Origin of the sequence: Stenotrophomonas humi (assembly GCF_001431415.1) — a bacterium.
Taxonomy (GTDB): domain Bacteria; phylum Pseudomonadota; class Gammaproteobacteria; order Xanthomonadales; family Xanthomonadaceae; genus Stenotrophomonas; species Stenotrophomonas humi.
In genome coordinates this window covers 81,581-107,132 of sequence record NZ_LDJI01000009.1, presented here as the reverse complement: position 1 = coordinate 107,132, position 25,552 = coordinate 81,581, and the positions used below count along the sequence as shown (strand labels likewise).

The following is a 25,552-nucleotide window of genomic DNA, read 5'->3' as shown; positions in this document are numbered from 1 at the left end:
GCGTACAGCGTAACGTGCGCCCGGTCGCAGGCAAGTCCCGGTTGAGGGGGAAGTGCCACGACGCATTCCGGTATCATGGCCCTTCATGTCGGTTCGACCGGTGGTCACCCAGCCGGAAGTGCCGATGATTGCGGCGGCGGGACAGGGGCGCCGCGTATTGATCCAGTGATTCAGGTCTTTAATGCGCGTACTTGTATCAAACGACGATGGTGTGGACGCTCCGGGCATCAAGGTGCTCGCCGAGGAGCTCCGCAATGCCGGACATGAAGTCACCGTGGTGGCGCCCGACCGTGACCGCTCCGGCGCGTCCAATTCTTTGACCCTCGACCTGCCGGTGCGCCTGCGTCGCATCGACCACTACACCTGCGCGGTATCCGGTACGCCGACCGACTGTGTGCACCTGGCGCTGACCGGCATGCTGGATTACGAACCGGACATCGTGGTGTCGGGCATCAACAATGCTGCCAACCTCGGTGACGACGTGATCTATTCGGGCACGGTGTCGGCGGCGATGGAAGGCCGCTTCCTTGGCCTGCCATCGGTGGCGGTGTCGCTGGTCACGCACAAGCATGAAGCCAAGCATTTCCGCACGGCCGCCAAGGCTGCGGTGGAGATAGTGGCACGGCTGATCGCTGATCCTCTGCCGGCCGACACCATTCTCAACGTCAACGTGCCGGACCTTGCATGGGAAGACGTCCGCGGTTTCGAGGTCACCCGGCTGGGCAATCGGCACCGTGCCGAGGCCTGCATCCCGGCGACCGACCCGCGCGGCAATACCGTTTACTGGATCGGCCCGGCAGGCAGTGAACAGGACGCCGGCCCGGGCACCGATTTCCATGCCGTGCGCACCGGCCACATTTCGATCACGCCGATCCAGGTGGACCTGACCCGCTACGAGGCGCTTGAAAAAGTCGCCGGCTGGGTGGGTGGGCTTACCGGGTCGTTGGGGAAGGCGGAATGACGCCGCGTCTGCGCCTGCAGCCCGAAGCGGTGGGGATCGGCATGACCTCGCAGCGCGTACGCGACCGCTTGGTCGACCGCCTGCGTGAGGCCGGCATCGTCAACGAAGCCACCCTCAATGCAGTGCGCGTCGTGCCACGTCACCTGTTCATCGACGAGGCCTTGGCTTCACGCGCCTACGAAGACACGGCCCTGCCGATCGGCCATGGCCAGACCATCTCTCAACCCTGGGTGGTGGCGCGCATGACCGAAGCGGTGCTGTCGGTCGAACCCAAAACAGTATTGGAAGTGGGCACCGGCTCCGGCTACCAGGCTGCGATTCTTGCCGCGCTTGGGCTGGAAGTGTTTACCGTCGAGCGCATCGGCGATCTGTTGCGGCAGGCGCGCAAACGCTTCCGCCACCTGGGCATGAACATCCGCAGCAAGCATGACGACGGCCGTATCGGTTGGCCCGAACATGGCCCGTATGACGCGATCGTGGTGACCGCTGCCGCACCGGCGTTGGTGGATGCATTGATCGAGCAGCTCGCCATTGGCGGGCGTCTGGTGGCGCCCGTGGGTGGGCCGGGTGGACAGGTGCTGTTGCAACTGACGCGGCAGGCGGATGGCACCATCACCAAGGAAGAACTGGCGCCGGTGAGCTTCGTGCCCCTGCTGTCGGGCATGTTGGACTAAGACAGGATCCCCAATCGCGATGAAGATTTTCGGGCCGTTGTACGACCGTGCCATGCGCTGGGCCGCCCACGAACGTGCGCCCACCTATCTGACGGTACTGAGCTTCATCGAAGCGATCATTTTCCCGGTCATGCCGGAAGTGATGCTGATGCCGATGTGTGTGGCCCAGCCGCGCAAGGGCTGGCGCTTTGCGACCTTGAGCCTGGCCGGTTCGATGGTGGGTGCGCTGGTCGGCTATGCGCTCGGCCACTACGCATTCGAGGCGCTGAAGCCGGTGTTCGCCGCGATGGGCATGCTGCCAGCCATCGAGGCCGGCATCACCACCTTGCAGCAGAAGATGGCCGAGTCGCCCTGGGCCGTGGTGACGTTCCTGATATTGGGTGGTTTCATGCCGATCCCGATGAAGGTTTTCACCTGGGCCTCGGGTATCGTCGGCGTACCGTTGCCGCAGTACCTGATCAGCATGTTGGTCGGGCGTGGCAAGCGGGTGTATGTATTGGCGGCGGTGATCCGCTTTGGTGGCGCGCGCGCGGCCGAAGCGCTGCGCCGCTGGATTGAACCGCTGGGCTGGATTGCCACGGTAATCGTGGCCGGCTTGGTCGGTTGGTTGGTCTGGAGGGCGAAATTCGCATGAATGCAAAGCTGTTTGGCAAGGGAATCCGCAATGCGGTGGCACTGCTGGCGATAGCCGCGTTGGCGGGTTGCGGCACGGCCACGGTGGTGAAGCCGTCCGGCAGTGGTGGTTCGTCGACCACGCCGCGCACGTCGGTGGCCAAGCCGGGGCAGAGCGTGGTGGTGCGTCGTGGCGACACTCTTTACGGGCTGGCCCGCATCCACAACATCACCCCGCGTGACCTCGGTGCCTGGAACGGGCTGGCCGAGCCGTACACGATCTATCCGGGGCAGACGCTGCGGCTCTATCCGGGCGGCAGCACTGCAGTGACCACGCGCCCGACAACCGGCGGAAGCACCGCAACGCGTCCGACAACCGTAACGCCAGCGCCGACTCCGGCGCCGGTGAGTAGCGGCATCGGCTGGCGTTGGCCGGCAGAAGGGGCGTTGGTCGGCCGCTTCGTCGCGGGTGAGGCAACCAAGCAGGGTATCGATATTGCCGGTAGCAGCGGTCAGGCCGTGCGCGCGGCAGGCCCGGGCGTGGTGGTGTATTCGGGTGCCGGTCTGGTGGGTTATGGCGAGCTGATCATCATCAAGCACAACGACCAGTGGTTGTCGGCGTATGGCCACAACCGCAAGCGCCTGGTCAACGAGGGCCAGAGCGTCAAGGCCGGAGACCAGATCGCCGAGATGGGCCGTACCGGCACGTCTCGCGACATGCTGCACTTTGAAATCCGCTACAACGGCAAGCCGGTCGATCCGTTGATCTATCTGCCGAAGAAGTAAGGAGCCGCGCCGGCGAACGGCGCGGTTCGGTCTCCATGACGTCGGTCGGCTTTGTGGAGCCATGGGGGTGGGAAGCGCTGCGCCATGGCTGCGCTGCGATCACGCCGCGGGTTTCGTTGTGAGGTGACAAGGGAGGTCTCCATGTGCAAAGCAGGCTATTGGTTTCCGGCCAAGGCGCAGGGGTGGGGTTGGGGATTGCCGATCACCTGGCAGGGCTGGCTCGTCTATGCAACTGCCGCGGTGTTGTTGGTCGCTGGCTTCTTCATCTTTCCGCCGGCCGCCAGCTATGTGCGCTTCCTGATCTACAACTGGAGCGTGGTATTGCTGGTGCTGCTGGTGTGCTGGATCAAGGGCGAGCCGTTGCGCCTGCGTTAGCGCGTGGAGCGTCGCGTGGGCACCACCAGAAAAAAAGCCCGGCGTCAGGCCGGGCTTTTGCTGTCTACTGGTGCAAGGTGCGGGTTCAGCCCGTGCTTTCGACGATGAAAGCTGCCACGACGCGTCGATTTTCGCCGGCCAGCACATTGAAGGTGCGGGCGGCCGAGGCGTTGTTCATGACTTCGATGCCGATGCCCTGAGTCAGGCAGGCGGCCATTACCGACGCCGATGGAAACACCTGCTTCTCACCGGTGCCTAGAATCACTACGGCGGGGTTCTGTTCCAGTGCCGGGGCCAGATGCTCGATGGTCAGCTCAGCCACCGCATGTACCGGCCAATCTTCCAGCAGCGTGTTCGGCGCCAGCACGAAGCTGCGGGTCAGGATGCGGTCGTTGACCTTGGCCTGATGGCCATCGGCCGAGCGCAGGGAATAACTGTAATCAGGAAGTTCGCGGCTCAACAGCATGGCGGTTTCTCGGCTCTCAGCCGCGGGGCAGCACGATCTGGCGCTGTTCCTTGGCCGGACGATACAGCACGGCAACGTGGCCGATGCGCTGCACGAGCGCGCTGCCACTGGCTTTGACCAGCTCGGCGATGAGGGCGTCGCGGGTTTCGCGGTCTTCAGCGCCGACCTTCACCTTGACCAGTTCGTGGCGTTCCAGCACCTCGTCCAATTCAGCCAGGAAGGCAGGCGTGACCCCCTTGCCACCGATCTGCAGCAGTGCTTTCAGATCGTGCGCGATGCCGCGCAGGAATCGGTTCTGGGCCGAGGTCAGGACAATAGACATGCAGGAATACGGGTTATCAAGGGGGTTCAGGGTATCATGACCACCCCTGTGAGCCCTATTGCCAATGCCCTCCCGTAGTAAGAGCAGCCAGCGCTGGTTGAAAGAACACTTCTCCGATCCTTTTGTGAAAAAGGCCCAGAAGGAGGGCATGCGCTCGCGCGCGGCCTACAAGCTGGAAGAGCTGCTGGAGCGTGACCGGCTGCTGAAGCCGCACATGGTGGTGGTCGACCTGGGCGCCGCGCCCGGCGGCTGGTCGCAGCAGGTGCGCAGGCAGATGGGCGACACCGGCCGGGTACTGGCGTTGGACATCCTGGAAATGCCGCCACTGGCCGGCGTGGAGTTCCTTCACGGCGACTTCAGGGAGCAGGACGTTCTATCGCAGTTTGAAGCCATGCTCGGTGATCAGCCGGTGGACCTTGTGCTGTCGGATATGGCCCCCAATAAGAGTGGTATGGATGCGGTCGACCAGCCGCGGATGATGCACCTGGCGGAGTTGGCGTTGGATTTTGCCGACAACCATCTCAAGCCCGGTGGCGCGTTCCTGATCAAGCTGTTCCAGGGCGTGGGCTTTGATGATTACGTGCGCGAGATGCGCCGTCGTTATGAGAAAGTCGCCATTCGCAAGCCGGACGCTTCACGCAAGCGTTCATCCGAGGTTTATGCCTTGGGTCAAGGCAAGCGTGCGCAGATCAAGTAATCTCAACCATACGAATTGCGTAAAAAAATAGAGGAACGCCGGAGCCGATGAGGATGAACGACTTGACCAAGAACCTCCTGCTATGGGTGGTTGTCGCCGTCGTGCTGATGGTGGTGTTCCAGAGCTTCGCCCCGCGTGGCGCGGCTGTGACTGCCGGTGATGCACGCAATTACACCCAGTTCCTGCAGGAAGTGGACTCGGGCCGGATCAAATCGGTCGAGTACACCGACAAGACCACGTTGACCACCAACCATCTGCGCTTCAAGCGCTCGGACGGTTCGGAAGGCGCGTTGTTCGCTCCGGCCGATCCCAAGCTGCTGGATCAGCTGTATTCCAAGAACGTTGAAGTGGCGCGTCAGGAGCCGGCCACCGGCCCGGGTTTCTGGGGCCTGGTACTGCAGTTCCTGCCGGTGCTGCTGCTGATCGGTTTCTGGATTTTCATGATGCGCCAGATGCAGGGCGGTGGCGGTGGTGCCAAGGGCGCGATGTCCTTCGGCAAGTCGCGCGCCAAGCTGCAGGGCGAGGACCAGATTAAGGTCACCTTCGCTGACGTCGCCGGTTGCGACGAAGCCAAGGAAGAAGTCGGCGAACTGGTCGAGTTCCTGCGTGACCCGACCAAGTTCACCAAGCTTGGCGGCAAGATTCCGCGTGGCGTGCTGATGGTGGGCCCGCCGGGTACCGGCAAGACGCTGCTGGCCCGCGCCATTGCCGGCGAGGCCAAGGTGCCGTTCTTCGCGATTTCGGGTTCGGACTTCGTCGAGATGTTTGTCGGCGTCGGCGCCAGCCGCGTGCGCGACATGTTCGAGCAGGCCAAGAAACACGCGCCGTGCATCATCTTCATCGACGAAATCGATGCCGTGGGCCGTCATCGTGGCTCGGGCATGGGCGGTGGTCATGACGAGCGCGAGCAGACCCTGAACCAGATGCTGGTCGAAATGGATGGCTTCGAGGGCGGTGAGGGCGTGATCGTGATCGCCGCCACCAACCGCCCCGACGTGCTGGACAAGGCGCTGCTGCGTCCGGGCCGCTTCGACCGTCAGGTCATGGTCGGCCTGCCGGACATCAAGGGCCGCGAGCAGATCCTGCGCGTGCACCTGCGCAAGGTGCCGGCCGCCGATGACGTGCGTCCGGAAGTGCTGGCGCGCGGTACCCCGGGCTTCTCCGGTGCCGACCTGGCCAATCTGATCAATGAAGGCGCCCTGTTTGCGGCTCGTCGCAACAAGCAGGAAGTCGACATGAAGGACTTCGAGGACGCCAAGGACAAGATCTACATGGGTCCGGAGCGTCGCAGCATGGTCATGCGCGAGGATGAGCGTCGCAATACCGCTTATCACGAGTCCGGTCATGCGGTGGTGGCGATGTCGCTGCCCAAGGCCGACCCGGTGCACAAGGTGACGATCATGCCGCGCGGCTGGGCGCTGGGCGTGACCTGGCAGTTGCCGGAGCACGACCACATCAGCAAGTACAAGGACCGCATGCTGGAAGAGCTGGCGATCCTGTTCGGTGGCCGTATCGCAGAGGAGATCTTCGTCGGCCAGATGTCGACCGGTGCCTCCAACGACTTCGAGCGCGCGACCAAACTGGCTCGTGGCATGGTGACCAAGTACGGCATGTCCGACGTGATGGGCACCATGGTCTATGCCGATGAGGAAGCCAGCTACGGCATGCACAGCAAGACCATTTCCGAATCCACCCAGCAGAAGGTGGACGCGGAGATCCGTCGCATCCTGGATGAGCAGTACGAAGTTGCCTACAAAATCCTGGAAGAGAAGCGCGAAATCGTTGAAGCGATGACCGCTGCGCTACTGGAGTGGGAGACCATCGATGCCGACCAGGTCAAGGCGATCATGGAAGGCCGCGAGCCTTCGCCGCCGGCAGGCTGGGTAGCCAAGACCGTCAGCAATGACCGTACCGATGACGGCAAGGGTGGCGATGACCAGCGCCCGGTGACGCCGATCAGCGATCCAGCCGGTCAGCATTGATCCTGGTGCGATGGTTTCAGGAAAACGGGCCGGTTTACCGGCCCGTTTTCGTATGCGCCCAGCGTAGTGCTGGGTGAGAATAGGGCCGACTTCCGCTTCTCCGGTACCGCCATGAACGACCCAACACCGCCGCAGCCACCGCCGCTCTACATGCCGGAAATGATCATCGCCACCGTTGCGGGTGTCGCTTTTGGCCTGAAGTACAACAATTTCCTGGCTGGCATCTTCATCGGTGTGGTGCTGGGTGTGGTGATGAGCCTGATCGGTCACAAGATCCGTTCAAGGAACAAGCGCTGATGTTCGATATCGCACCGACTCTGGATTGCGCTGGCCGCCTGTTGCGGTTGGACCGGCCGCAGGTAATGGGCATCGTCAACGTCACCCCGGATTCCTTCTCCGACGGCGGGCAGCATTTCAGCCTGGAGTCGGCCATCGCGCACGGCTTGGCGCTGGTCGAACAAGGCGCGGATCTGCTGGACGTGGGCGGTGAATCCACCCGGCCCGGCGCCACGCCGGTATCGGTGCAGGAAGAGATTGACCGCGTGGTGCCGGTGATCGAGGCGCTGGTCGCACGGGTCGCGGTGCCGGTGAGCGTGGATACGTTCAAGCCCGAGGTGATGCGCGCGGCGTTGGCGGCGGGTGCAGGCATGGTCAATGACGTGCAGGCGCTGCGGCAGCCAGGTGCGCTGGAGGTTGTCGCCGACTCGGATGCCGCGGTGGTGCTGATGCATGCCGTGGGCGGGCCCTACGATGCGGGTGTTGCGCAGGCGTATGGCGACATCGCCGCTGAAGTGCAGCGTTTCCTGACCGAGCGCGTGTTCGCTGCCGAGATGGCAGGCATCGGTCGCAAGCGGTTGGCGATTGATCCGGGATACGGCTTCAACAAGGATGTCACACAGAATTTCGTACTCCTTGCAGGACAGGAGCGGCTGCTGACGCTGGGCGTGCCGGTGCTGGCCGGGCTGTCGCGCAAGCGCTGCATCGGTGATGTCACGGGCCGCGCGGCGGCGGCCGACCGGGTTGCCGGTTCGGTGGCGGCACATCTGCTGGCGGTGCAGCGCGGCGCGATGATCGTGCGCGTGCACGATGTCGCGGCAACGGTCGATGCGCTGAAGGTGCTGGCGGCGATGGATGCGGTGCCCGCGCCACGCAATGACAAGCCGGCGATGCCGCGTTGGCCGGACGAGGAGTGATGGCTGCCGATCAACGCCCGCTCGCCATCGCCCTGATGGGGCCGACTGCGTCGGGCAAGACGGCCGCGGCCATTGCGCTGGCCAAAGCTTACGACGGCGAGATCGTCAGCGTTGATTCGGCGCTGGTGTATCGCGGATTGAACATCGGCGCGGCCAAGCCCGATGCCGAAGAGCAGGCCGGCATCCGGCATCATCTGCTGGACCTGCGTGATCCGTGGCAGACATATTCGGCCGCTGAGTTTGCCGCCGCCGCTGCTGCTGCGGTGCGCGATATCGTGGCGCGCGGCAAACTGCCGATTCTCGCCGGGGGCACGGGCCTGTATTTCCGCGCGTTGCTGCAGGGGCTGTCGCCGATGCCCGAGGCTGACCCGGCGCTGCGCGTGCAGATCACCGCCGAGGCCGACGCACTGGGCTGGCCAGCCATGCATGCGCAGTTGGCGCAGGTGGATCCTGCCGCTGCCAAGCGGATTCACGCCACCGACCCGCAACGCATCCAGCGGGCACTGGAGGTGTACCGCCTGACCGGCAAGCCGATCAGCCATTGGCAGGCGCTGCCCGGCATCGCACGTCTTCCTGCGCGGGTGCTGAAGCTGGTGCTGGCGCCGGCAGACCGCGCGGTGCTGCATCAGCGCATCGCCAGACGTTTCGACCTGATGCTGGCCAACGGTTTCCTGGACGAAGTGCGGCAGCTGCGCGCCTTGCCGCAGATGGCCACGGTGGAGTCTCCATTGGACCTGCCGGCAGTGCGGGCGGTGGGCTATCGGCAGGCTTGGCAGTTCCTGGACGGGCAGGGCACGGCCGCTGAATTCCGCGACAAGGGAATATTCGCGACCCGTCAACTGGCCAAGCGGCAGCTGACCTGGCTGCGGGGTGAGCTGGACGCCCGCTGGCTGGATCCCGCCAGTGACATGCAACGCCTGCAGAACGCCGTTTCGCTGTTTCTGGGAAGGTGATGGGGCGCCCGGCGGTGTAACATCGCTGTTCCGGATCGGCGCACGGGGAGTCGCTGAATCCGGCCCATAAGAACAATAACGAGGAGTAGACGATGTCCAAGGGGCAGTCTTTGCAGGATCCGTTTCTGAATGCGCTGCGTCGCGAGCGTGTGCCGGTGTCGGTGTACCTGGTCAATGGCATCAAACTGCAGGGCACGATCGAGTCGTTCGACCAGTTCGTGGTGCTGCTGCGCAACACCGTCAGCCAGATGGTCTACAAACACGCCATCTCCACTGTGGTTCCCGCGCGCAACGTCAAGGTCGGCCCGGGCGGTGGTTACGTGCAGTCGTCCGATTCCGATAGCAGTCAGGCAGGCGATGAAGACAACGATAGCGACAACGAATAAGCAGGTAGCGGCGCATGTTTGACCGCTCGAAAAAGGGCGAGCATGCGCTGTTGATCCAGCCGCACGTAGGGCGGATGGAAGAGGATGTGCTGGAAGAGTTCACCGATCTGGCCCGCTCCGCCGGTGCCAGCATCGCCGCGACGCTCACCGCGCGCATGGATCGGCCCAACCCGTCCACATTGATCGGCAGCGGCAAGCTGGATGAGGTGAAGGCCGCCGCTGACGCCACCGGTGCCGATCTGGTGCTGGTCAATCACCAGCTTTCGCCGGTGCAGGAGCGCAACCTGGAACGGTTCCTGGAGCGCCGAGTGATCGACCGCACCGGTCTGATCCTGGATATCTTCGCCCAGCGTGCGCATAGCCACGAAGGCAAGCTGCAGGTCGAGCTGGCCCAGCTGCGGCATATGGCCACGCGCCTGGTGCGCGGCTGGACTCACCTTGAGCGTCAGCGCGGCGGCGCCATCGGTCTGCGGGGGCCCGGTGAAACCCAGCTTGAAACCGACCGCCGCCTGCTGCAGAAACGGGTGGAGCAGTTGCAGAAGCGGTTGGAAAAAGTGGAGGTGCAGCGCACCCAGATGCGTCGCGCACGCGTGCGCAGCGAGATGCCACGGGTTGCCCTGGTGGGCTATACCAATGCCGGCAAATCCACGTTGTTCAACGCCCTGACTGGCGCCGATGCCTACGCCGCCGATCAGCTGTTTGCCACGCTGGATCCGACGGTACGGCGCATCATGTTGCCGGGCGGCAATGCAATGCTGGCCGACACGGTCGGCTTCGTGCGCAACCTGCCGCATGAACTGGTTGCCGCGTTCCGTTCAACACTTTCCGAAGCGCGCGAAGCGGACTTCCTGCTGCATCTGGTCGACGCGGCCGATCCGCTGCGCGAAGAACGCATCGCCCAGGTGGATGAAGTGCTGGAAGCGGTCGGTGCAGGCGGTTTGCCGCAGTTGCTGGTGTTCAACAAGATCGACCGCATCGAAGGTGCCGACGTGCGGCACGACGCGCAGGATGGCGTTCCGGATGAATCGCGACGCGAGCGGGTGTGGATTTCCGCCCGTGATGGTCGCGGTCTGGAATTGCTGCAGTCGGTGCTGGGCAAGCGCCTGGGGCTGCAGCACGTCACCGGCACGGTGCGTCTGCCGCCGAGTGCTGGTCGCCTGCGTTCGCGCCTGCATCAACTTGAAGTCGTGCGCAGCGAGCAGGTTGATGAGGAAGGTTGGTTGATCGAGGTGGACCTTCCCATTGCCGAGGCCGAAAAACTCGCAGCCAGCGCTGAAGGAGCAATCATTCGCGCACTGCTGCCTGAGCCTGAGCCGGAATGGTAAGGCACGCTTTCCAGCGAAGAAGCATCACAAAGGGCCGCCATGCGGCCCTTTGTTTTTCATGACGCAGGGCGATGCGCCGAGCATGCGCAGACAAATTGCGATACAACGCTGGCGACCCCTACGGAAACCGTCATGACGTCCCCCACCGACATTGAACTTGACCAGTTGGCTGCCCGGCTCGGTGAGCGCCTGCGCGCGGCCCGCGACAGCGTGGTCACCGCCGAGAGTTGCACGGGCGGCTGGATCGCCAAGGCGATGACCGGTGTGGCCGGCTCGTCCGACTGGTTCGACAGCGGCATGGTCGCTTACAGCTACGAGGCCAAGCAGGCCCTGCTCGGTGTTCGCCCGCAGACGCTGGAAAGCCAGGGCGCGGTCAGCCGCGAAACCGTGATTGAAATGGTTTCGGGGGCATTGGTGCATTCCGGCGCCAGCGTCTCCGTCGCGGTCACGGGTATTGCCGGCCCGGGGGGCGGTAGCGATGACAAGCCGGTCGGCACCGTGTGGATAGGTTGGAAACGTCGCGGCGGCTACACCCGCGCCGAGTTGTTCCACTTCGACGGCGACCGCGATGCGGTGCGCAGACAGACCGTGGCGGCGGCCTTGCGCGGGCTGGAGACGCTGTAGGTCAGAGGAGTTGACGTTGCGTTTGTTAGTAGTAATACTACTAACCATGAACCTGACCGACACCCAGCAGGCCATCCTCGATCTGATCGCCGAGCGCATCGATGCAGAGGGCGTGCCGCCATCGCAGACCGAGATCGCCCGGGCCTTCGGCTTCAAGGGCGTGCGCTCGGCCCAATACCACCTGGATGCGCTGGAAGCCGCTGGCGCCATTGAGCGTGTGCCTGGACGGGCGCGCGGTATCCGTCTGGTACGGCCGCCGGTGGAGGCCGATGTCGCTGCAGTGGCGATGATGGCTGCCAACGACCAGGTGCTGCGGCTGCCGATCCTTGGCCGGGTCGCCGCTGGTCTGCCGATCGGTGCCGATATCGGCTCGGACGATTACGTGGTGCTGGACAAGGTGTTTTTCTCGCCCGCACCGGACTACCTGCTGAAAGTGCAGGGCGATTCGATGATCGACGAGGGCATCTTCAATGGCGACCTGATCGGCGTGCACCGCACGCGTGATGCGCGTTCGGGGCAGATCGTGGTGGCACGCATCGATGACGAGATCACCGTCAAACTGCTCAAGATCGCCAAGGATCGCATTCGCCTGTTGCCGAGAAATCCGGACTACGCGCCCATCGAAGTGCTGCCCGACCAGGATTTCTCGATAGAAGGACTTTACTGCGGCCTGCTCAGGCCAAACCGGTGAAGTTCGCCCATTCCGTAGTCGCAACACCTTGTTTTTCCTATGTCGGGCAGGTGGGTGTGCTGCTGCCGGTATCCTTGCAGACCCCATAATTTTGTCGTCTCGCCACAGTCTCAGCCTTTGCGATACGACACCCCTACAGTGGACCCCATGACGAAATCAACGAAAGCAAACCCGAGGACGAACCCGATGGACGAGAACAAGAAGCGCGCGCTTGCTGCCGCACTGGGCCAGATCGAAAAGCAGTTCGGCAAGGGTTCGGTGATGCGCATGGGCGACCGTGTTGTTGAGCCTGTCGAGGTCATTCCGACCGGTTCGTTGATGCTGGACATCGCACTGGGTATCGGTGGTCTGCCGAAGGGGCGTGTGGTCGAGATCTACGGCCCGGAATCCTCGGGCAAGACCACGCTGACGCTGCAGGCCATTGCCGAATGCCAGAAGCTCGGCGGCACCGCGGCCTTCATCGATGCCGAGCATGCACTGGATCCGATCTACGCCGCCAAGCTGGGCGTGAACGTTGACGACCTGCTGCTGTCGCAGCCGGATACCGGCGAGCAGGCACTGGAAATCGCCGACATGCTGGTGCGTTCGGGCTCGGTGGATATCGTGGTGGTCGATTCGGTCGCCGCGCTGACTCCCAAGGCCGAGATCGAAGGCGAGATGGGTGATCAGCTGCCGGGTCTGCAGGCCCGTCTGATGAGCCAGGCGTTGCGTAAGCTGACCGGCAACATCAAGCGCTCCAATACGCTGGTGGTGTTCATCAATCAGCTGCGCCACAAGATCGGCGTGATGATGCCGGGCCAGAGCCCGGAAGTGACCACGGGTGGCAATGCGCTGAAGTTCTATGCCTCGGTACGTCTGGATATCCGCCGTATCGGTGCGATCAAGAAGGGCGACGAGATCATCGGTAACCAGACCAAGATCAAGGTGGTCAAGAACAAGCTGGCCCCGCCCTTCAAGCAGGTCATCACCGAGATCCTCTATGGCGAAGGCATTTCCCGTGAGGGCGAGCTGATCGACATGGGCGTGGATGCCAAGCTCGTCGAGAAGGCCGGCGCCTGGTACAGCTACGGTGACGAGCGTATCGGCCAGGGCAAGGACAATTCGCGCGGCTATCTGCGTGATAACCCGCAGGTGGCGGCCAAGCTCGAAGCAGAACTGCGCGAGCGGTTCCAGCCTGCGGAAGCTGCACGTGAGGAAGGCGACAGCGAGCAGGACGAGGAGTGAGTTTCCCGTGGGGGCGGGCGGCGCATCGTCAGTGACGTTGTCCCGCCCCCGCGGCATTGAATCCAGGAGGACAGGCGCCACGGATGGCGCAATCCTGATTGGGCGATAGCGCAATGAACGATTTTGAAGAGCCATCGCCGGGCAGGCGCAAGCGCCGCGTCGAGCAGACACCGCTCCAGCGTGCATTGGGCCTGTTGGTCCGGCGGGAGCACTCGCGCAAGGAGCTGGGGCGCAAACTGAAGGCGCGCGGCATCGAAGCCGAAGCAGTGGATGCGGCGGTGGCACGCCTTGCCGACGAAGGCTGGCAGAACGATGCCCGGTTTGCCGAGATGCTGGTGCGCAACCGCGCCAACGGGGGCTATGGCCCGTTGCATATCAGGGCCGAGCTCGGCACTCATGGGCTGGACAGCGCGCAGATCGAGGCTGCCATGGCAACCTTCGAGGGCGACTGGGTTGAGAACGCGCGCGACCTGGTGTGCCGGCGTTTTGGTGAAAATGGCCCGCAGGAGCTGCCACAGCGGCGCAGGGCGGCGGATCTGCTGGCACGGCGTGGGTTTGATGGCAGCTGTATCCGTAGCGCCACCCGATACGATCCTGAGGACTGACCGGGCTGGGCCTGATACCCTTTCAGGGTTTCGGTTGTCCCGAATTCCCGCGCCCTCAGGGCGGTCGGGACCCGTTTGCCAGCTTATAGCCAGTCCCCATGAATACACCTGCCAAATTCACTACCTCCCAGATCCGCAGCGATTTCCTCGAATTCTTCAAGAGCAAGGGCCACACTATCGTGCCGTCGGCGCCGTTGGTGCCGGGCAACGACCCGACCCTGTTGTTCACCAATTCCGGCATGGTGCAGTTCAAGGACGTGTTCCTGGGTGCGGAGAAGCGCAGCTATGTGCGCGCTGCCGACGTCCAGCGCTGCCTGCGTGCCGGCGGCAAGCACAACGATCTTGATCAGGTTGGCTACACCGCCCGTCACCACACCTTCTTCGAAATGCTGGGCAACTGGTCCTTCGGCGATTACTTCAAGAAGGATGCGATCGCCTGGGCCTGGGAGCTGCTGACCCAGGTCTGGAAGCTGCCCGCCGAGCGCCTGCTGGTCACGGTCTACCAGACCGACGACGAGGCCTACGCGCTGTGGCGCGACATGGTCGGCATCCCGGAGAGCCGGATCGTGCGCATCGGCGACAACAAGGGTGCGCCGTACGCCTCGGACAATTTCTGGCAGATGGCCGATACCGGACCTTGCGGCCCGTGCACCGAGATCTTCTTCGACCACGGTGACCATATTGCCGGTGGCCCGCCGGGTTCGCCGGATGAGGATGGCGACCGTTTCATCGAAATCTGGAACCTGGTGTTCATGCAGTTCGATCGGCAGCCTGATGGCACCTTGGTGCCGCTGCCGGCGCCATGCGTGGACACCGGCATGGGCCTGGAGCGCCTGGCGGCGATCCTGCAGCACGTGCACACCAATTATGAAATCGACCTGTTCCAGGCGTTGATCCGCAAGGCTTCCGAGCTGACCGGCACCGCAGACCTGGAGAACAAGTCGCTGCGCGTGATCGCCGATCACATCCGTGCCTGCTCGTTCCTGATCGTCGATGGCGTGCTGCCCTCGAACGAGGGGCGCGGCTACGTGCTGCGCCGGATCATCCGCCGCGCGCTGCGCCATGGCTGGATGCTGGGTGTGCGCCAGCCGTTCTTCAACAAGCTGGTGCCGACCCTGGTCGAGCAGATGGGCGAAGCCTATCCGGAGCTGTCGGCACAGGCCGATACCGTGGTGCGTGCCTTGCAGGCCGAAGAAGAGCGTTTCGCCGAAACGCTGGACGCCGGCATGAAAATCTTCGACGACGTTGCAGCCAAGGTCAGCGATGGCGTCATTCCGGGCGTGGATGCGTTCCGTCTGTACGACACCTATGGTTTCCCGCTCGATCTGACCCAGGACATCGCGCGCGAGCGTGACCTGACCGTCGACACTGACGGCTTTGACGCTGCCATGGAAGACCAGCGCCGGAAGGGCCGCGAAGCCGGCAAGTTCGGTGGTGGCGTCAGCCTATCCGCCGAGTTGGTGGCGACCCTGAAGCCGACAATTTTCCAAGGCTACGATCGTCTTCAGGCCGATGGCCTGACCGTGGTCGCCCTGCTCAAGGACGGCCGTTCGGTGGAGAACGTCCAGGCGGGTGATGACGTCATCGTGTTGACCGATCAGACGCCGTTCTACGCCGAGTCCGGTGGCCAGGTGGGTGATACCGGCCTGCTGTCGGGCGCGGGTGTGAATGTCGAAGTGACCGATACCCAGAAGTTCGCCGGTCAGTTCCATGGCCATGTCGGCCGTGTAGGTCAGGGCAGTCTCAAGATCGGCGATGTGCTGTCCGGCAGTGTCGATGCAGCGCGCCGCAGTGCCACGATCCTCAATCACTCGGCGACCCATCTGTTGCACGCCGCCCTGCGCGAAGTGCTGGGTACCCATGTGCAGCAGAAGGGCTCGCTGGTGGCGCCGGATCGCCTGCGTTTCGACTTCTCGCACTTCCAGCCGATCACCGCCGAAGAGCTGGCCGTCATCGAGCGCAAGGTCAACGAGCAGGTGCGTGCCAACAATGCTGCCGAAGTGCACAACATGGGCATGCAGGAAGCGCTGGACTTCGGCGCCATGGCGTTGTTTGGCGAGAAGTACGGCGAGAACGTCCGTGTGCTGAAGATGGGTGAGTATTCGACCGAGCTGTGCGGCGGCACCCATGTTTCACGCACCGGTGATATCGGGTTGTTCAAGATCACCTCCGAAGGCGGTGTCTCCTCCGGCGTCCGTCGTATCGAGGCGGTGACCGGGCAGGGCGCGCTGGACTATGTTGCCGATGAAGAGCAGCGCCTGCATGAGGCTGCGCAGTTGCTGGGCGGCAGCGCCGGCGACGTGGTGGACAAGATCCGCCAGCTGGGCGAGCGGCAGAAGAGGCTGGAGCGCGAGCTGGAGGCACTCAAGGCCAAGGTGGCCTCCGGTGCTACTGCTGACCTGGGTGGATCGGCAGTCGATGTGGCTGGCGTGAAGGTGCTTGCGGTGCGCCTGGAAGGCTTCGATGCCAAGGCGCTGCGTGAGGCGGTGGATCGCCTGCGTCAGCAGCTAGGTGACGCGGTGATCCTGCTGGCGGGCGTGCAGGACGGCAAGGCGGCATTGGTGGCGGGTGTGAACGGTTCGGCAATGGGCAAGGTCAAGGCCGGGGAACTGCTTGCTCATGTGGCCGGTCAAATTGGAGGTAAGGGCGGCGGTCGCCCGGATATGGCGCAGGGTGGTGGTGAGGATGGCCCGAAGTTGTTGGCTGCACTTGATGGTGTGGTCGCTTGGGTTCAGCCACATTTGACCTGAATGTGAACAGTCTGGTGCCTTGAAGGTGCTCGTACCCTACCGGTAACATTGGGAGTCTTTTCCCTTGTCGTGGGGCGCAGTCTTAGGACGCGCGCCAATGCCGGTGGGGAATCCAACCGGTTCCATGGAGATTTGCAAAATGTTGATCCTGACTCGCCGAGTAGGCGAAACCTTGATGATCGGAGACTCGGTCAGCGTGACCGTGCTCGGCGTCAAGGGCAACCAGGTGCGTATTGGTATCACCGCTCCGAAGGATGTGGCGGTGCATCGCGAGGAAATTTTCCAGCGTATCCAGCGCGGTGATGAGCCGGTTGCACCCGGAAGTGAAGAAACTTCCGAATAAGGGTTTACCTTTCACCCCGTTAAACGTTATTCTTCGCGCCCCGCTACGGAATACGCAGCGGGCAAGAGAAACGGAGTGATGCCCGAGTGGCTGAAGGGGCTCCCCTGCTAAGGGAGTATAGGGTTAAAAGCTCTATCGAGGGTTCGAATCCCTCTCACTCCGCCAGTTCAAAAAAGCCCCCTTGCGGGGCTTTTTTGTTGGCTGAAATTTGGAGCGCCCGAGAGTGTTTCCTATGCGCTGCAGGTGCTGTGGGGTGGAGTGTGTTGTTGTGCGGGTCGGTGGCATTGCGCGCGCACTGAGCTGCGTGCAGCGATTGCTCTTTTTGCCTGCGATGGAATGCCCGAGATGTCATCTGCAGCTGTGCCGTGCTGTGCTGCTGCGAGTGGCTCGTGGTGCGCGACGGGGTGGCTTTGATGGGTTCCCGTGGGTGGCTGAGGCGCGGAGGCGCAGTGCCTCTGTATGCGGCCGCATGTGATGGGTTGATGCATGCGGGATCCGGTCCTTTGCGGCTTTGGGCTTCAAGGGCGCGGCAGGGAGTGCGACGAACGGAAGTGCAGGATGCGGTCTTGCAAAAAACACGCATAAAAAAACAGCAGGCAATGCCTGCTGTTTCTTTGAAATGGTGCGCCCGGAGAGATTCGAACTCCCGACCGCCTGGTTCGTAGCCAGGTACTCTATCCAACTGAGCTACGGGCGCGCATTTTCATTTTGTTTGAAGCTTGCAGAATCAGATTCTGCTTTCTGACGTGGTGCGCCCGGAGAGATTCGAACTCCCGACCGCCTGGTTCGTAGCCAGGTACTCTATCCAACTGAGCTACGGGCGCGTCGTCAGGAGCGAGATTATGCGGATATGCTGCGTTTGCGTCAACGTTTTTTGTGAAATTTTCTTAATCTTCGTGACGAATCAATGTGGCGACTGTGGCTTGCGGTGATTTCATCCACTGGAAGTGGTCGGCGGTTGTGCCCAGCTCGCCGGATGTCATCACGCGCAGCGTATGCGTGGCGTTGGGCATCTTCTGCAGCAGGGATCGCATCGAGCTGGGCGGGGCCAGCCAGTCGTCGTCGAACACCAGTGCCGTCACCGGAGCATTGAGCGTGCGCATGCCGGCTTCCAGATCGGCGGACACGTCGTTGGCAGCATAGTGATTGCTCAGGCCCACTCGCGCCCAGTCGCGGATCAGGCCGCGCGCCTCGGTACCCCCGAAGCCGACGCGGCGGCCCGGCAGGGCGCCGCGCTTGCGGGCCAGCCATGGCAGGAAGCGATAGGCCAGCGGCAGGAGATAGCGGCGTGGTGCCGGGAAGCTGCGCCACCACGGCGTGCCGCTCGCCACCAACCACAGGGCCTGTAGCTCCGAGTTGCGTTGGCCGGCATAACAGCAGCTCAACTGGCCGCCCAGGCTGTGGCCGCCCAGGCGCAGCGGCACGCCGGGCAGGGTGTGTTGCACCACGGCTTCGGCGGCGGGCAGGTCGTATTGCAGCAGTTCGCGATAGCCCCAGTCGTGATGACGATCCGGACGCAGGCTGCTGCTGCCATTGCCGCGCCATTCGTGCAGGAATACGGCGATGCCGTTGGCTGCCAGTGCTTCGGCGAACGTTTGATAGTTGCGTGCTGACACGCCCAGTGCCGGCAGCCAGAGCAGGCTGGCGACCGGCTGCTCCGGGATGCAGGCAAGCAGTTCGAAGCGATGGTCATCGGCGCTGACGACCTGCAGGCGGGTCAGGTGTTTCATGCAGGCGGCGCAGCACCGAAGTGGTCGAGCACCATGACGTCGCTGCGGCCGGGCTGGTAGCCGCCCTGCAGGCCGCGTGCGATGTAGTCGATGGCCGCTTCGCAGGCATTGGGTAATGACAGCCCGCGGCACAGTTGCGCGGCGATGGCGGAGGCGAGTGTGCAGCCGGTGCCGTGCGCATCGACAGGCAGACGTGCGTGGCTGAATTCTTCGCGGGTCACGCCGTCGAAGTAGCGATCAATGACGCGATTGCCTTCATGCAGATGGCCGCCTTTCAGCAGTACGGCGCCTGCGCCCATGTCGATCAGTGCCGCAGCAGCGTCTTCGGCCTCATTGGCGTTGGTGATGCTGCGGCCGAGCAGGAGTTCGGCTTCCGGTGTATTGGGGGTGAGCAGCGTGGCCAGTGGCAGCAGGCGCTCGCGCATGGCGCGCAAGGCGCTGTCTTCCAGCAGTTTGGCGCCACTGGTGGCGACCATTACCGGGTCGAGCACGACATGCGGCGGACGCCGTTGCTCAAGCATGTCGGCGACGAGGTGGATCACCTCGGCGTTGGCGAGCATGCCCAGCTTCACCGCGTGGATGTCGAAGTCGTCGAAACAGGCATCGATCTGTGCCCGCAGGAACGACATCGGCGGTACATGGACCGCGCTGACGCCACGCGTGTTCTGCGCGGTGAGGGCGGCGATGGCGGACAGGCCGTGCACGCGGTGCGCAGCAAATGCCTTGAGATCGGCCTGGATGCCTGCACCACCACCGGAGTCGGAGCCTGCGATGGTAAGGGCGGAAACGGGGGTAGAAGGGGTCATGCAGGGATTGTGCAATGTTTGCCGGTGGCTTTGCTCACCGTCGGCGCAGGAGCAGCCATTGACGGTAGATCACGTAGCCGAGCCCGGTCAGGCCGGTAAGCAGTGCGGGTACAAGCAGTGCATCGTATTGCCAGCGTATGAACAGCCATGCGCCCAGCACGCCACCGGCGAGAAAGCCACTGATGATCAGGCCACTCAGCGTCAAACGGCGTAGCGGCAAGGGCAAGCCGCGCAGAAGATGCCCCAGGCCGATACCGAGGTCGGTGAACATGCCGCTGAGGTGGGTAGTGCGCACGACCGCGCCGCTGAACGTGGTGGCCATCGCGTTCTGCAATCCGCAGGCCATCGCCGCCGACATGGCGCCCCATATCTGTTGATGCTTGAACAGCGGAATGGCGACAAACAGCAGTGCCGATTCGAGTGCCAGTGCAATGCCATAGCGGCGCCCGAGCTGCAGCGCGCTGTCCTGGATGATCAGCCCGCTGAGCATCGCGCCGAGCGAGAAGGCGATCAACAGCCCCCACAAATGCCCGATGGAGCGCCAGTCCCCCTGGGCCAGTGCCATGCCGAGCTGGCTGGTGGTGCCGGTAAGGTGGCTGACTGCTTGGTGCTCGAAGCCCAGAAAGCCGACCACGTTGACCATGCCTGCGACGCAGGACAACGTGATCGCTCCGATCCAGACCCAGGTGGGCAGTCGCATTCCCATGCCGAAGCGTCGGTTATGGCGTCGCTGGCGGGCCGTTGAACTGCACGTCGGAGAACGTGCGGGCCTGCGGGTCGTACACCGCCCCCCAGAACTGCTTGCCGCCATCGCAGACCCGGATTGCCTCGCGGGCCGGGTTGATGTCGCTGTGATCCGGCAGCGGGAAGGCGTTGATGTAGATCAGGCGCCTGCCCCCGGATTCAAAGCCGACGTACTGGCGGCTGCTCAGGTTGGGCTCGGCAACCTGGGAAGCCAGCTGGGACAGCTGGCTTTCCAGTGCTTCGATATCGCTGCGGGCGGGTGCCCAGTAGCCGGTCACGCTGCCGGCATGGCGAGCGGGACTGTCGCGTGAGCAGGTGTCGAGCACCTGCGCAGCGACTACCGGCCGGGTGACCACCCAGGACTGGCCGGCCTTGATCGCGGTCGGCACGCTGGCGCCGGGTTTGACATTGGAAGGGGTGCAGGCAGCCAGCGCGAGTGACGCGCTGGCCAACAGCAGGACGTGCAGGTGTTTCACAAAACCTCCGAGGCGTAATCGGCCAGGCGCGAACGCTCGCCCCGACGCAACGTGATGTGCGCACTGTGCGGCCAATTCTTGAAACGGTCCACCGCGTAGGTGAGGCCGGATGTGGTTTCGGTCAGATACGGCGTGTCGATCTGCTCGACGTTGCCCAGACACACGATCTTGGTGCCGGGGCCGGCGCGGGTGATCAGCGTCTTCATCTGCTTCGGGGTGAGGTTCTGGGCTTCGTCCAGAATCAGATAGCGCGACAGGAAAGTACGCCCGCGCATGAAGTTGAGCGAGCGGATCTTGATGCGGCTGGCCAGTAGATCGTTGGTGGCTGCGCGGCCCCAGGTGCCGCCATCCTGGTTATGGGTGAGCACTTCGAGGTTGTCGGTGAGTGCGCCCATCCACGGCGTCATCTTTTCTTCTTCGGTGCCGGGCAGGAAGCCGATGTCCTCTCCGACGCTGACGGTGGCGCGGGTCATGATGATTTCGCGGTAACGCTGGCTGTCCATGGTCTGCGCCAGGCCGGCGGCAAGTGCGAGCAGTGTCTTGCCGGTGCCGGCGGTGCCGAGCAGGGTGACGAAGTCGATCTCCGGATCCATCAGCGCGTTGAGCGCGAAGTTCTGCTCGCGGTTGCGCGCGGCGATGCCCCACACCGCATGCGAACTGTGGCGGAAATCATTCACCAGGGACAGGGTGACGCGGCCATCGCCCTCGACCTTGGTGACCTTCAGCTCGACTTCGTCTTCGCCCGGCAGGTAGGCGTATTGATTGGGATGCCAGTCTTCGTCGTCGGCGGCGAGGATCTCGTAGCTGGTGCGGCCCTTGTCGCTCCAGCTGCGCAGGTTGTCGGTGTGCTTCTTCCAGAAGTCCTCCGGCAGCTGCGTGGCGCCGGTATAGAGCAGGCTGAAATCGTCGAGCGCGCGGTCGTTCTCGTAATCCTCCGAATCAATGCCGGCAATGGCTGCCTTGATACGAAGGTTGATGTCCTTGGAGATGAAAACCACCGGCACGTCCGGTGACTGCTCCTTCAGGACCAGGATGGCGCCGAGGATGGCGTTGTCAGGGATGACCTTGCCAAAGCTCTTGCCGGCATCGAAGTGACTGGTCTGGAAGTACAGGCGGCCGGCGCTTTGCGCGCCGCGCAGCTGCAGGCCGCGCGGACGCTCCAGCGGCACGCCCTTCTGCACGCTGCTGATGCCCGCCGCTTCGATTAACTCATCCAGAAAGCGACTCACTTGGCGCGCGTTGCGGCTTGCTTCGGTGGTGCCTTTCTTGCTGTTGTCCAGCTCCTCGATCACCTGCATTGGCAGGTAGACATCGTGTTCCTCGAATTTGAACAGCGCGGTCGGATCGTGCATCAGCACGTTGGTATCCAGTACGTAGATGCGCTTGCCTCGGGTCATCGTCGATTCCTGGTGGCGGGACAGGGTCACGCCATCGCACCTGCGGGGCAGGGCGATGACGAGGGTGGGGACGGGAGTTGGGTCACTTGGTTTGCGCGGCCTTCAAGGCGTCAAGCACGGCCTCGGCATGGCCGGCAACTTTTACTTTGCGCCATTCCTGCACGAGCGTGCCATCGGGCGAGATCAGGAAGGTGCTGCGCTCGATGCCGCGCACCTGTTTGCCGTACATGTTCTTCATTTTGATCACGTCGAAGGCACTGCACAGTGCCTCGTCGGTGTCGCTGATCAGCGGGAACTTGAACCCCTGCTTGCCGCAGAAGTTGTCATGGGATTTGACCGAGTCACGCGACACGCCGAACACCTGTGCGCCTGCGCGCTTGAACTTCGGCAGCAATGCGTTGAAGTCCAGCCCTTCAGTGGTGCAGCCGGGGGTGCTGTCCTTCGGGTAGAAATACAGCACCAACCAGTGACCGGCCTGTTCGGCGAGGGTGGTGGTGGCGCCGCCGGACAGGGCCAGCGGGAGGTCGAGAGTAGTGCGGTCCAGGGTGTCGCCGATGTTCATCAGATCCTTTCCGGAGCCTGGGGTAGTTCGATTGCAATTACATGAAACGCCGCGCGCCTGTGATGGGCGCGCGAATGTTCAGAACTTCATCGGGTCCATGATCGCGTCCAGGTTGAGGTGGTCGCAGAATTCGAGGAAGTCGTCGCGCAACGCGGCGATGTGCATGTTGGAGGGTACGCCGATGGTGATCTGCGCCGAGAACATTTCCGCGCCGGTCTGCATGGCCTGGTAGCGCGTGCTCTGCAGGTTCTCGATGGTGATGCCCTGGCGGTCGAAGAAGTCGGCCAGCTGGAACAGGATGCCCGGCTTGTCGGCGGCAACCACTTCCACGATGTACGGCAGCAGGTTGGACTGCACCTGCTTTGCGGCAGTGCGGTACCACACCAGCTTCAGGTTCTCTTCGCGTTCCAGGCGGGTGAGCATGGCTTCGAGCTTGGCCACCGCGTCCCACGAGCCGGTTGCCAGGGTGGTGACCGAGACATCGCGCCCCACCGTGGAAAGACGGGCATCGACCAGATTGCAGCCGCTGTCAGCGATACGACGGGTGACGGACAGCAGGGGGGACTCCGGATGCGTCGTATAGGCGTTGATCAGGAGATGGTTTTCTGTCGGCAGCTGCCGCGGCGTGGTGTCGGTCAAGATGGTTCCGGAAATGCTTGAGAGTCTGAACGGCGCCGGGGACGGGCCGAACACTGGTGCCCAGCATACTTGCCCGTGCTTTCGACCGGCAAGTAACATGCCTTCGGTTACGAACCCGCCGGCTGGCGGGCTTCTTTACCCCCACGAAGAGCGACGATCCCCTTGTCCATTTCCGGCCTTATCACCGCGTTGGCAACCCCTTTCCAGGCTGACGGTGCACTCGATTCCGATGCCTGGCAGCGTTTGTTGGCCTTGCAGCTCAAAGCCGGCGTCCAGGGTGTCGTTGTGGCCGGCTCGACCGGTGAAGCGTCCACCCTGACCGATGAGGAATATGACGGCCTGCTGCGCAGCGCCGTGTCTGTCCTGGGCGGCAGGATGCCGGTACTTGCCGGCACCGGCCTGTCCGGCACGGCCCGGACCATCGCCCTGACCCGGCGCGCGGCGGCCAATGGCGCTACCCATGCGCTGGTCGTGGCGCCGCCTTATGTGCGGCCCACCCAGGAAGGCCTGCGCCTGCACTATCTGGCGGTGGCTGAGCAGGGTGGCCTGCCCGTGGTGCTGTACAACGTGCCTGGCCGCACCGGCTGTGACCTGCTGCCGGAGACCGTGGCCGAACTTGTCTCGCACCCGAACATCGTCGGTATCAAGGAGGCGGTGGGCGATACCGCCCGGTTGAAGGCGCTGCTGGCCCTGCGCAGCGACAGCTTCAGCCTGCTCAGTGGCGATGATGGCACCGCCGCGCGCTCAATTCTGGCCGGTGCCGATGGCCTGATTTCGGTGGGCTCCAATGCATTGCCGGGTGCATACCGCACCCTGTGCGATATGGCCCGTGCCGGTGAGCACGAGGCGGCCGAAGCCTGGGATGCCCGTCTGCAGCCGTACCACGATTTCTGTGGCGTCGAGTCCAACCCCATTCCGGTGAAGGCGCTGTTGCAGCGGCTTGGCATCGGGCACGGGTTGCGCCTGCCGCTGCTCCCGCTTTCTGCGCAGCACCATGCTGCCGCCGACCATCTGGCGGCGGACGTGGGAGCGTTGGAAGAACTATCCAGCCACTGATCAGTGGCCTGAACCCTGGAGATTCACCCATGCGTCAAACCTCTACCGTTCGCGTGCTGTCGCTGGCGCTGCTGGCCGTTGCAACCGTTGCCGCCACTGGCTGCCACCGGGGTGCGCGCGGCGACTACGCGCTCGCACCGGAAGTGCGTCCGCTGGAAGTGCCGCCGGACCTGAATGTGCCCAACACCTCCGGTGCCACGGCGATCCCCGCGCTGGCATCGGCAGTCAAGCCGGCCGGCGGCGCGCAGGCAGCCCCGGCGGCTTCGCAAAGCGGCTTCACGGTCGCAGGCAGCCGGGAAGACGTGTTCGCCAAGGTCGGCGACGCGCTGGCCACCATTGAAGGTGTGAACATCGCCAGCCGCGCGCAGCTGCTGGGCTCCTACGACGTGGGCTACGAAGGCAGCAACTTCCTGGTGCGCGTGGTGGCCGTGGACTCGGGCGTCTACGTGTCGGCGGTGGATCCGCGTGGCCTGCCGGCGGTTGATGCCGCTGCGGTGAAGCTGATTTCGTCGCTGAAGGCCAAGCTGGCTGGCTGAGTTCGCTCAAGCGGGCAAAACAAAACGGGCGCCATCGGCGCCCGTTTTCATTTCAGTGTGTCTGCGCCGCTCAGCGCTCAAGCAGGTTGAGCTTGTCCGGCTTGCCATCCCATTCGGCGGCATCGGCCGGGGGATCCTTGCGCACGGTCAGCACCGGCCACTCTTTTGCCAGCTCGGCGTTGAGGGCAACGAATTTTTCCTGGCCGGCAGGCACGTCATCCTCGGGGAAAATGGCGTTGACCGGGCATTCCGGCTCGCACAGCGTGCAGTCAATGCATTCGTCCGGGTCGATCACCAGGAAGTTGGGGCCTTCGTGGAAGCAGTCCACGGGGCAGACTTCGACGCAATCGGTGTGTTTGCACTTGATGCAGTTTTCGGTAACGACAAAAGGCATGACGGGGTCCGGCTTTGATCCCGGCAATTCTAGAGCACGATGCCGGGGGTGTGCGGTTGGGTTCTCAATCCGGTGGCTGGCTGCCGATGCGGGCGGGCCGGCTGAGGGTGTAAAGCAAAAAACCCCGCAGGGCGGGGCTTTTTGGTTTCGCAGACTTGAGTTGGTGCTCCCTAGGGGACTCGAACCCCTGTTTTAGCCTTGAGAGGGCCACGTCCTAACCTCTAGACGAAGGGAGCGTTTGGT

Annotated in this window: 30 protein-coding genes and 4 tRNA genes; 21 read left to right on the top strand and 13 right to left on the bottom strand. The window is 63.5% G+C overall.

All coding sequences use genetic code 11. The annotated features are described in order from the left end of the window. Window positions 1-181 precede the first annotated feature (181 nt). The 5 genes from surE to ABB26_RS04770 all read left to right on the top strand — a co-directional run bounded on the left by surE (window position 182) and on the right by ABB26_RS04770 (window position 3,408). Window positions 182-961: a 5'/3'-nucleotidase SurE gene (gene surE, locus ABB26_RS04790; protein WP_057632467.1), complete on the top strand. Its 780-nt coding sequence runs from the start codon at window positions 182-184 to the stop codon at window positions 959-961. Next, window positions 958-1,635 carry a protein-L-isoaspartate(D-aspartate) O-methyltransferase gene (locus ABB26_RS04785; protein WP_057632464.1) on the top strand — a complete coding sequence of 226 codons (678 nt, stop codon included), beginning with the start codon at window positions 958-960 and terminating at the stop codon, window positions 1,633-1,635. The genes surE and ABB26_RS04785 overlap by 4 nt, the downstream gene beginning before the upstream one ends. 19 nt (window positions 1,636-1,654) lie before the next feature. After that, the gene (locus ABB26_RS04780) at window positions 1,655-2,269 is read left to right on the top strand and encodes a YqaA family protein (protein ID WP_057632462.1); all 615 of its coding nucleotides are present in this window, start codon (window positions 1,655-1,657) and stop codon (window positions 2,267-2,269) included. Beyond that, window positions 2,266-3,033: a peptidoglycan DD-metalloendopeptidase family protein gene (locus ABB26_RS04775; protein ID WP_057632459.1), complete on the top strand. Its 768-nt coding sequence runs from the start codon at window positions 2,266-2,268 to the stop codon at window positions 3,031-3,033. Before ABB26_RS04780 ends, ABB26_RS04775 begins: the two co-directional genes overlap by 4 nt. A gap of 141 nt (window positions 3,034-3,174) precedes the next feature. Beyond that, complete coding sequence (locus tag ABB26_RS04770) at window positions 3,175-3,408, top strand: hypothetical protein (protein ID WP_057632458.1); 234 nt, start codon at window positions 3,175-3,177, stop codon at window positions 3,406-3,408. An 85-nt stretch (window positions 3,409-3,493) separates the two neighbouring features. Here the strand turns inward: ABB26_RS04770 and ABB26_RS04765 are convergent, their stop codons facing one another. Next, complete coding sequence (locus tag ABB26_RS04765; RefSeq protein WP_057632456.1) at window positions 3,494-3,874, bottom strand: Mth938-like domain-containing protein; 381 nt, start codon at window positions 3,872-3,874, stop codon at window positions 3,494-3,496. A 16-nt stretch (window positions 3,875-3,890) separates the two neighbouring features. After that, window positions 3,891-4,196 carry a ribosome assembly RNA-binding protein YhbY gene (yhbY, locus tag ABB26_RS04760; protein ID WP_057632455.1) on the bottom strand — a complete coding sequence of 102 codons (306 nt, stop codon included), beginning with the start codon at window positions 4,194-4,196 and terminating at the stop codon, window positions 3,891-3,893. Window positions 4,197-4,260: 64 nt separating this feature from the next. Between yhbY and rlmE the strand changes: the two genes are divergently transcribed. The 14 genes from rlmE to ABB26_RS04690 all read left to right on the top strand — a co-directional run bounded on the left by rlmE (window position 4,261) and on the right by ABB26_RS04690 (window position 17,134). Then, window positions 4,261-4,893: a 23S rRNA (uridine(2552)-2'-O)-methyltransferase RlmE gene (gene rlmE, locus ABB26_RS04755; RefSeq protein ID WP_057632453.1), complete on the top strand. Its 633-nt coding sequence runs from the start codon at window positions 4,261-4,263 to the stop codon at window positions 4,891-4,893. Between the two features lie 53 nt (window positions 4,894-4,946). Further along, window positions 4,947-6,875, top strand: a complete 1,929-nt coding sequence (ftsH, locus tag ABB26_RS04750; protein ID WP_057632450.1) for an ATP-dependent zinc metalloprotease FtsH — start codon at window positions 4,947-4,949, stop codon at window positions 6,873-6,875. A 111-nt stretch (window positions 6,876-6,986) separates the two neighbouring features. Beyond that, on the top strand, window positions 6,987-7,172 hold the full coding sequence (locus ABB26_RS04745) for a hypothetical protein (RefSeq protein ID WP_057632448.1): 186 nt from the start codon (window positions 6,987-6,989) through the stop codon (window positions 7,170-7,172). Continuing rightward, window positions 7,172-8,068 carry a dihydropteroate synthase gene (folP, locus tag ABB26_RS04740; protein ID WP_057632446.1) on the top strand — a complete coding sequence of 299 codons (897 nt, stop codon included), beginning with the start codon at window positions 7,172-7,174 and terminating at the stop codon, window positions 8,066-8,068. Before ABB26_RS04745 ends, folP begins: the two co-directional genes overlap by 1 nt. After that, the gene (gene miaA / locus ABB26_RS04735; protein WP_057632444.1) at window positions 8,068-9,021 is read left to right on the top strand and encodes a tRNA (adenosine(37)-N6)-dimethylallyltransferase MiaA; all 954 of its coding nucleotides are present in this window, start codon (window positions 8,068-8,070) and stop codon (window positions 9,019-9,021) included. Before folP ends, miaA begins: the two co-directional genes overlap by 1 nt. 92 nt (window positions 9,022-9,113) lie before the next feature. Beyond that, window positions 9,114-9,407 carry an RNA chaperone Hfq gene (hfq, locus tag ABB26_RS04730; protein WP_057632442.1) on the top strand — a complete coding sequence of 98 codons (294 nt, stop codon included), beginning with the start codon at window positions 9,114-9,116 and terminating at the stop codon, window positions 9,405-9,407. Window positions 9,408-9,421: 14 nt separating this feature from the next. Next, a complete protein-coding gene (gene hflX / locus ABB26_RS04725; RefSeq protein WP_057632440.1) occupies window positions 9,422-10,732 on the top strand; it encodes a ribosome rescue GTPase HflX in 1,311 nt (436 codons plus the stop codon). A gap of 132 nt (window positions 10,733-10,864) precedes the next feature. Further along, window positions 10,865-11,356: a CinA family protein gene (locus ABB26_RS04720; RefSeq protein WP_057632439.1), complete on the top strand. Its 492-nt coding sequence runs from the start codon at window positions 10,865-10,867 to the stop codon at window positions 11,354-11,356. A 46-nt stretch (window positions 11,357-11,402) separates the two neighbouring features. Further along, on the top strand, window positions 11,403-12,047 hold the full coding sequence (lexA, locus tag ABB26_RS04715; protein WP_057632437.1) for a transcriptional repressor LexA: 645 nt from the start codon (window positions 11,403-11,405) through the stop codon (window positions 12,045-12,047). 186 nt (window positions 12,048-12,233) lie between these two features. Beyond that, window positions 12,234-13,271 carry a recombinase RecA gene (recA, locus tag ABB26_RS04710; protein WP_057632435.1) on the top strand — a complete coding sequence of 346 codons (1,038 nt, stop codon included), beginning with the start codon at window positions 12,234-12,236 and terminating at the stop codon, window positions 13,269-13,271. A gap of 113 nt (window positions 13,272-13,384) precedes the next feature. Next, window positions 13,385-13,876: a recombination regulator RecX gene (recX, locus tag ABB26_RS04705; protein ID WP_057632434.1), complete on the top strand. Its 492-nt coding sequence runs from the start codon at window positions 13,385-13,387 to the stop codon at window positions 13,874-13,876. Window positions 13,877-13,974: 98 nt separating this feature from the next. After that, on the top strand, window positions 13,975-16,626 hold the full coding sequence (alaS, locus tag ABB26_RS04700; RefSeq protein WP_057632433.1) for an alanine--tRNA ligase: 2,652 nt from the start codon (window positions 13,975-13,977) through the stop codon (window positions 16,624-16,626). Between the two features lie 139 nt (window positions 16,627-16,765). Then, window positions 16,766-16,969, top strand: coding sequence for a carbon storage regulator CsrA (gene csrA, locus ABB26_RS04695; protein ID WP_057632432.1), 204 nt, complete (start codon window positions 16,766-16,768; stop codon window positions 16,967-16,969). 72 nt (window positions 16,970-17,041) lie between these two features. Then, window positions 17,042-17,134, top strand: a tRNA-Ser gene (locus ABB26_RS04690). 455 nt (window positions 17,135-17,589) lie between these two features. On the opposite strand, the gene ABB26_RS04685 is transcribed toward ABB26_RS04690, so the two are convergent. The 9 genes from ABB26_RS04685 to ABB26_RS04645 form a co-directional block, all read right to left on the bottom strand. After that, a tRNA-Arg gene (locus tag ABB26_RS04685) sits at window positions 17,590-17,666 on the bottom strand. 50 nt (window positions 17,667-17,716) lie between these two features. Further along, window positions 17,717-17,793 (bottom strand) — tRNA-Arg (locus ABB26_RS04680). Window positions 17,794-17,856: 63 nt separating this feature from the next. Then, a complete protein-coding gene (locus ABB26_RS04675; protein WP_057632430.1) occupies window positions 17,857-18,699 on the bottom strand; it encodes an alpha/beta hydrolase family protein in 843 nt (280 codons plus the stop codon). Further along, window positions 18,696-19,505: a bifunctional hydroxymethylpyrimidine kinase/phosphomethylpyrimidine kinase gene (thiD, locus tag ABB26_RS04670; protein ID WP_057632428.1), complete on the bottom strand. Its 810-nt coding sequence runs from the start codon at window positions 19,503-19,505 to the stop codon at window positions 18,696-18,698. The genes ABB26_RS04675 and thiD overlap by 4 nt, the downstream gene beginning before the upstream one ends. 34 nt (window positions 19,506-19,539) lie before the next feature. After that, window positions 19,540-20,211, bottom strand: a complete 672-nt coding sequence (locus ABB26_RS04665) for a YoaK family protein (RefSeq protein WP_057632425.1) — start codon at window positions 20,209-20,211, stop codon at window positions 19,540-19,542. A gap of 13 nt (window positions 20,212-20,224) precedes the next feature. Further along, entirely contained in the window at window positions 20,225-20,716 is a 492-nt protein-coding gene (locus tag ABB26_RS04660) for a hypothetical protein (RefSeq protein ID WP_057632654.1), read from the bottom strand. 5 nt (window positions 20,717-20,721) lie between these two features. Continuing rightward, window positions 20,722-22,122, bottom strand: a complete 1,401-nt coding sequence (locus ABB26_RS04655) for a PhoH family protein (RefSeq protein WP_057632423.1) — start codon at window positions 22,120-22,122, stop codon at window positions 20,722-20,724. Window positions 22,123-22,204: 82 nt separating this feature from the next. After that, window positions 22,205-22,684: a peroxiredoxin gene (locus ABB26_RS04650; RefSeq protein ID WP_057632421.1), complete on the bottom strand. Its 480-nt coding sequence runs from the start codon at window positions 22,682-22,684 to the stop codon at window positions 22,205-22,207. A 78-nt stretch (window positions 22,685-22,762) separates the two neighbouring features. Beyond that, window positions 22,763-23,323: a glycine cleavage system transcriptional repressor gene (locus ABB26_RS04645; protein WP_057632420.1), complete on the bottom strand. Its 561-nt coding sequence runs from the start codon at window positions 23,321-23,323 to the stop codon at window positions 22,763-22,765. A gap of 162 nt (window positions 23,324-23,485) precedes the next feature. Here ABB26_RS04645 and dapA point away from each other — a divergent pair, with 162 nt between their 5' ends. Together dapA and ABB26_RS04635 are read left to right on the top strand one after the other, a co-directional pair. After that, a complete protein-coding gene (gene dapA / locus ABB26_RS04640) occupies window positions 23,486-24,379 on the top strand; it encodes a 4-hydroxy-tetrahydrodipicolinate synthase (protein WP_057632418.1) in 894 nt (297 codons plus the stop codon). Between the two features lie 29 nt (window positions 24,380-24,408). Next, on the top strand, window positions 24,409-24,915 hold the full coding sequence (locus tag ABB26_RS04635) for a hypothetical protein (protein ID WP_057632417.1): 507 nt from the start codon (window positions 24,409-24,411) through the stop codon (window positions 24,913-24,915). 70 nt (window positions 24,916-24,985) lie between these two features. Here ABB26_RS04635 and fdxA read toward each other — a convergent pair whose 3' ends face one another. Then, window positions 24,986-25,309 carry a ferredoxin FdxA gene (gene fdxA, locus ABB26_RS04630; RefSeq protein WP_057632415.1) on the bottom strand — a complete coding sequence of 108 codons (324 nt, stop codon included), beginning with the start codon at window positions 25,307-25,309 and terminating at the stop codon, window positions 24,986-24,988. Window positions 25,310-25,470: 161 nt separating this feature from the next. Beyond that, window positions 25,471-25,545, bottom strand: a tRNA-Glu gene (locus ABB26_RS04625). Between the last annotated feature and the right edge of the window lie 7 nt (window positions 25,546-25,552).

Coding starts and splice junctions, on each gene's coding strand:
- surE (WP_057632467.1), top strand. CDS start 182: ATGCGCGTACTTGTATCAAACGACGATGGTGTGGACGCTCCGGGCATC.
- ABB26_RS04785 (WP_057632464.1), top strand. CDS start 958: ATGACGCCGCGTCTGCGCCTGCAGCCCGAAGCGGTGGGGATCGGCATG.
- ABB26_RS04780 (WP_057632462.1), top strand. CDS start 1,655: ATGAAGATTTTCGGGCCGTTGTACGACCGTGCCATGCGCTGGGCCGCC.
- ABB26_RS04775 (WP_057632459.1), top strand. CDS start 2,266: ATGAATGCAAAGCTGTTTGGCAAGGGAATCCGCAATGCGGTGGCACTG.
- ABB26_RS04770 (WP_057632458.1), top strand. CDS start 3,175: ATGTGCAAAGCAGGCTATTGGTTTCCGGCCAAGGCGCAGGGGTGGGGT.
- ABB26_RS04765 (WP_057632456.1), bottom strand. CDS start 3,874: ATGCTGTTGAGCCGCGAACTTCCTGATTACAGTTATTCCCTGCGCTCG.
- yhbY (WP_057632455.1), bottom strand. CDS start 4,196: ATGTCTATTGTCCTGACCTCGGCCCAGAACCGATTCCTGCGCGGCATC.
- rlmE (WP_057632453.1), top strand. CDS start 4,261: ATGCCCTCCCGTAGTAAGAGCAGCCAGCGCTGGTTGAAAGAACACTTC.
- ftsH (WP_057632450.1), top strand. CDS start 4,947: ATGAACGACTTGACCAAGAACCTCCTGCTATGGGTGGTTGTCGCCGTC.
- ABB26_RS04745 (WP_057632448.1), top strand. CDS start 6,987: ATGAACGACCCAACACCGCCGCAGCCACCGCCGCTCTACATGCCGGAA.
- folP (WP_057632446.1), top strand. CDS start 7,172: ATGTTCGATATCGCACCGACTCTGGATTGCGCTGGCCGCCTGTTGCGG.
- miaA (WP_057632444.1), top strand. CDS start 8,068: ATGGCTGCCGATCAACGCCCGCTCGCCATCGCCCTGATGGGGCCGACT.
- hfq (WP_057632442.1), top strand. CDS start 9,114: ATGTCCAAGGGGCAGTCTTTGCAGGATCCGTTTCTGAATGCGCTGCGT.
- hflX (WP_057632440.1), top strand. CDS start 9,422: ATGTTTGACCGCTCGAAAAAGGGCGAGCATGCGCTGTTGATCCAGCCG.
- ABB26_RS04720 (WP_057632439.1), top strand. CDS start 10,865: ATGACGTCCCCCACCGACATTGAACTTGACCAGTTGGCTGCCCGGCTC.
- lexA (WP_057632437.1), top strand. CDS start 11,403: ATGAACCTGACCGACACCCAGCAGGCCATCCTCGATCTGATCGCCGAG.
- recA (WP_057632435.1), top strand. CDS start 12,234: ATGGACGAGAACAAGAAGCGCGCGCTTGCTGCCGCACTGGGCCAGATC.
- recX (WP_057632434.1), top strand. CDS start 13,385: ATGAACGATTTTGAAGAGCCATCGCCGGGCAGGCGCAAGCGCCGCGTC.
- alaS (WP_057632433.1), top strand. CDS start 13,975: ATGAATACACCTGCCAAATTCACTACCTCCCAGATCCGCAGCGATTTC.
- csrA (WP_057632432.1), top strand. CDS start 16,766: ATGTTGATCCTGACTCGCCGAGTAGGCGAAACCTTGATGATCGGAGAC.
- ABB26_RS04675 (WP_057632430.1), bottom strand. CDS start 18,699: ATGAAACACCTGACCCGCCTGCAGGTCGTCAGCGCCGATGACCATCGC.
- thiD (WP_057632428.1), bottom strand. CDS start 19,505: ATGACCCCTTCTACCCCCGTTTCCGCCCTTACCATCGCAGGCTCCGAC.
- ABB26_RS04665 (WP_057632425.1), bottom strand. CDS start 20,211: ATGGGAATGCGACTGCCCACCTGGGTCTGGATCGGAGCGATCACGTTG.
- ABB26_RS04655 (WP_057632423.1), bottom strand. CDS start 22,122: ATGACCCGAGGCAAGCGCATCTACGTACTGGATACCAACGTGCTGATG.
- ABB26_RS04650 (WP_057632421.1), bottom strand. CDS start 22,684: ATGAACATCGGCGACACCCTGGACCGCACTACTCTCGACCTCCCGCTG.
- ABB26_RS04635 (WP_057632417.1), top strand. CDS start 24,409: ATGCGTCAAACCTCTACCGTTCGCGTGCTGTCGCTGGCGCTGCTGGCC.
- fdxA (WP_057632415.1), bottom strand. CDS start 25,309: ATGCCTTTTGTCGTTACCGAAAACTGCATCAAGTGCAAACACACCGAT.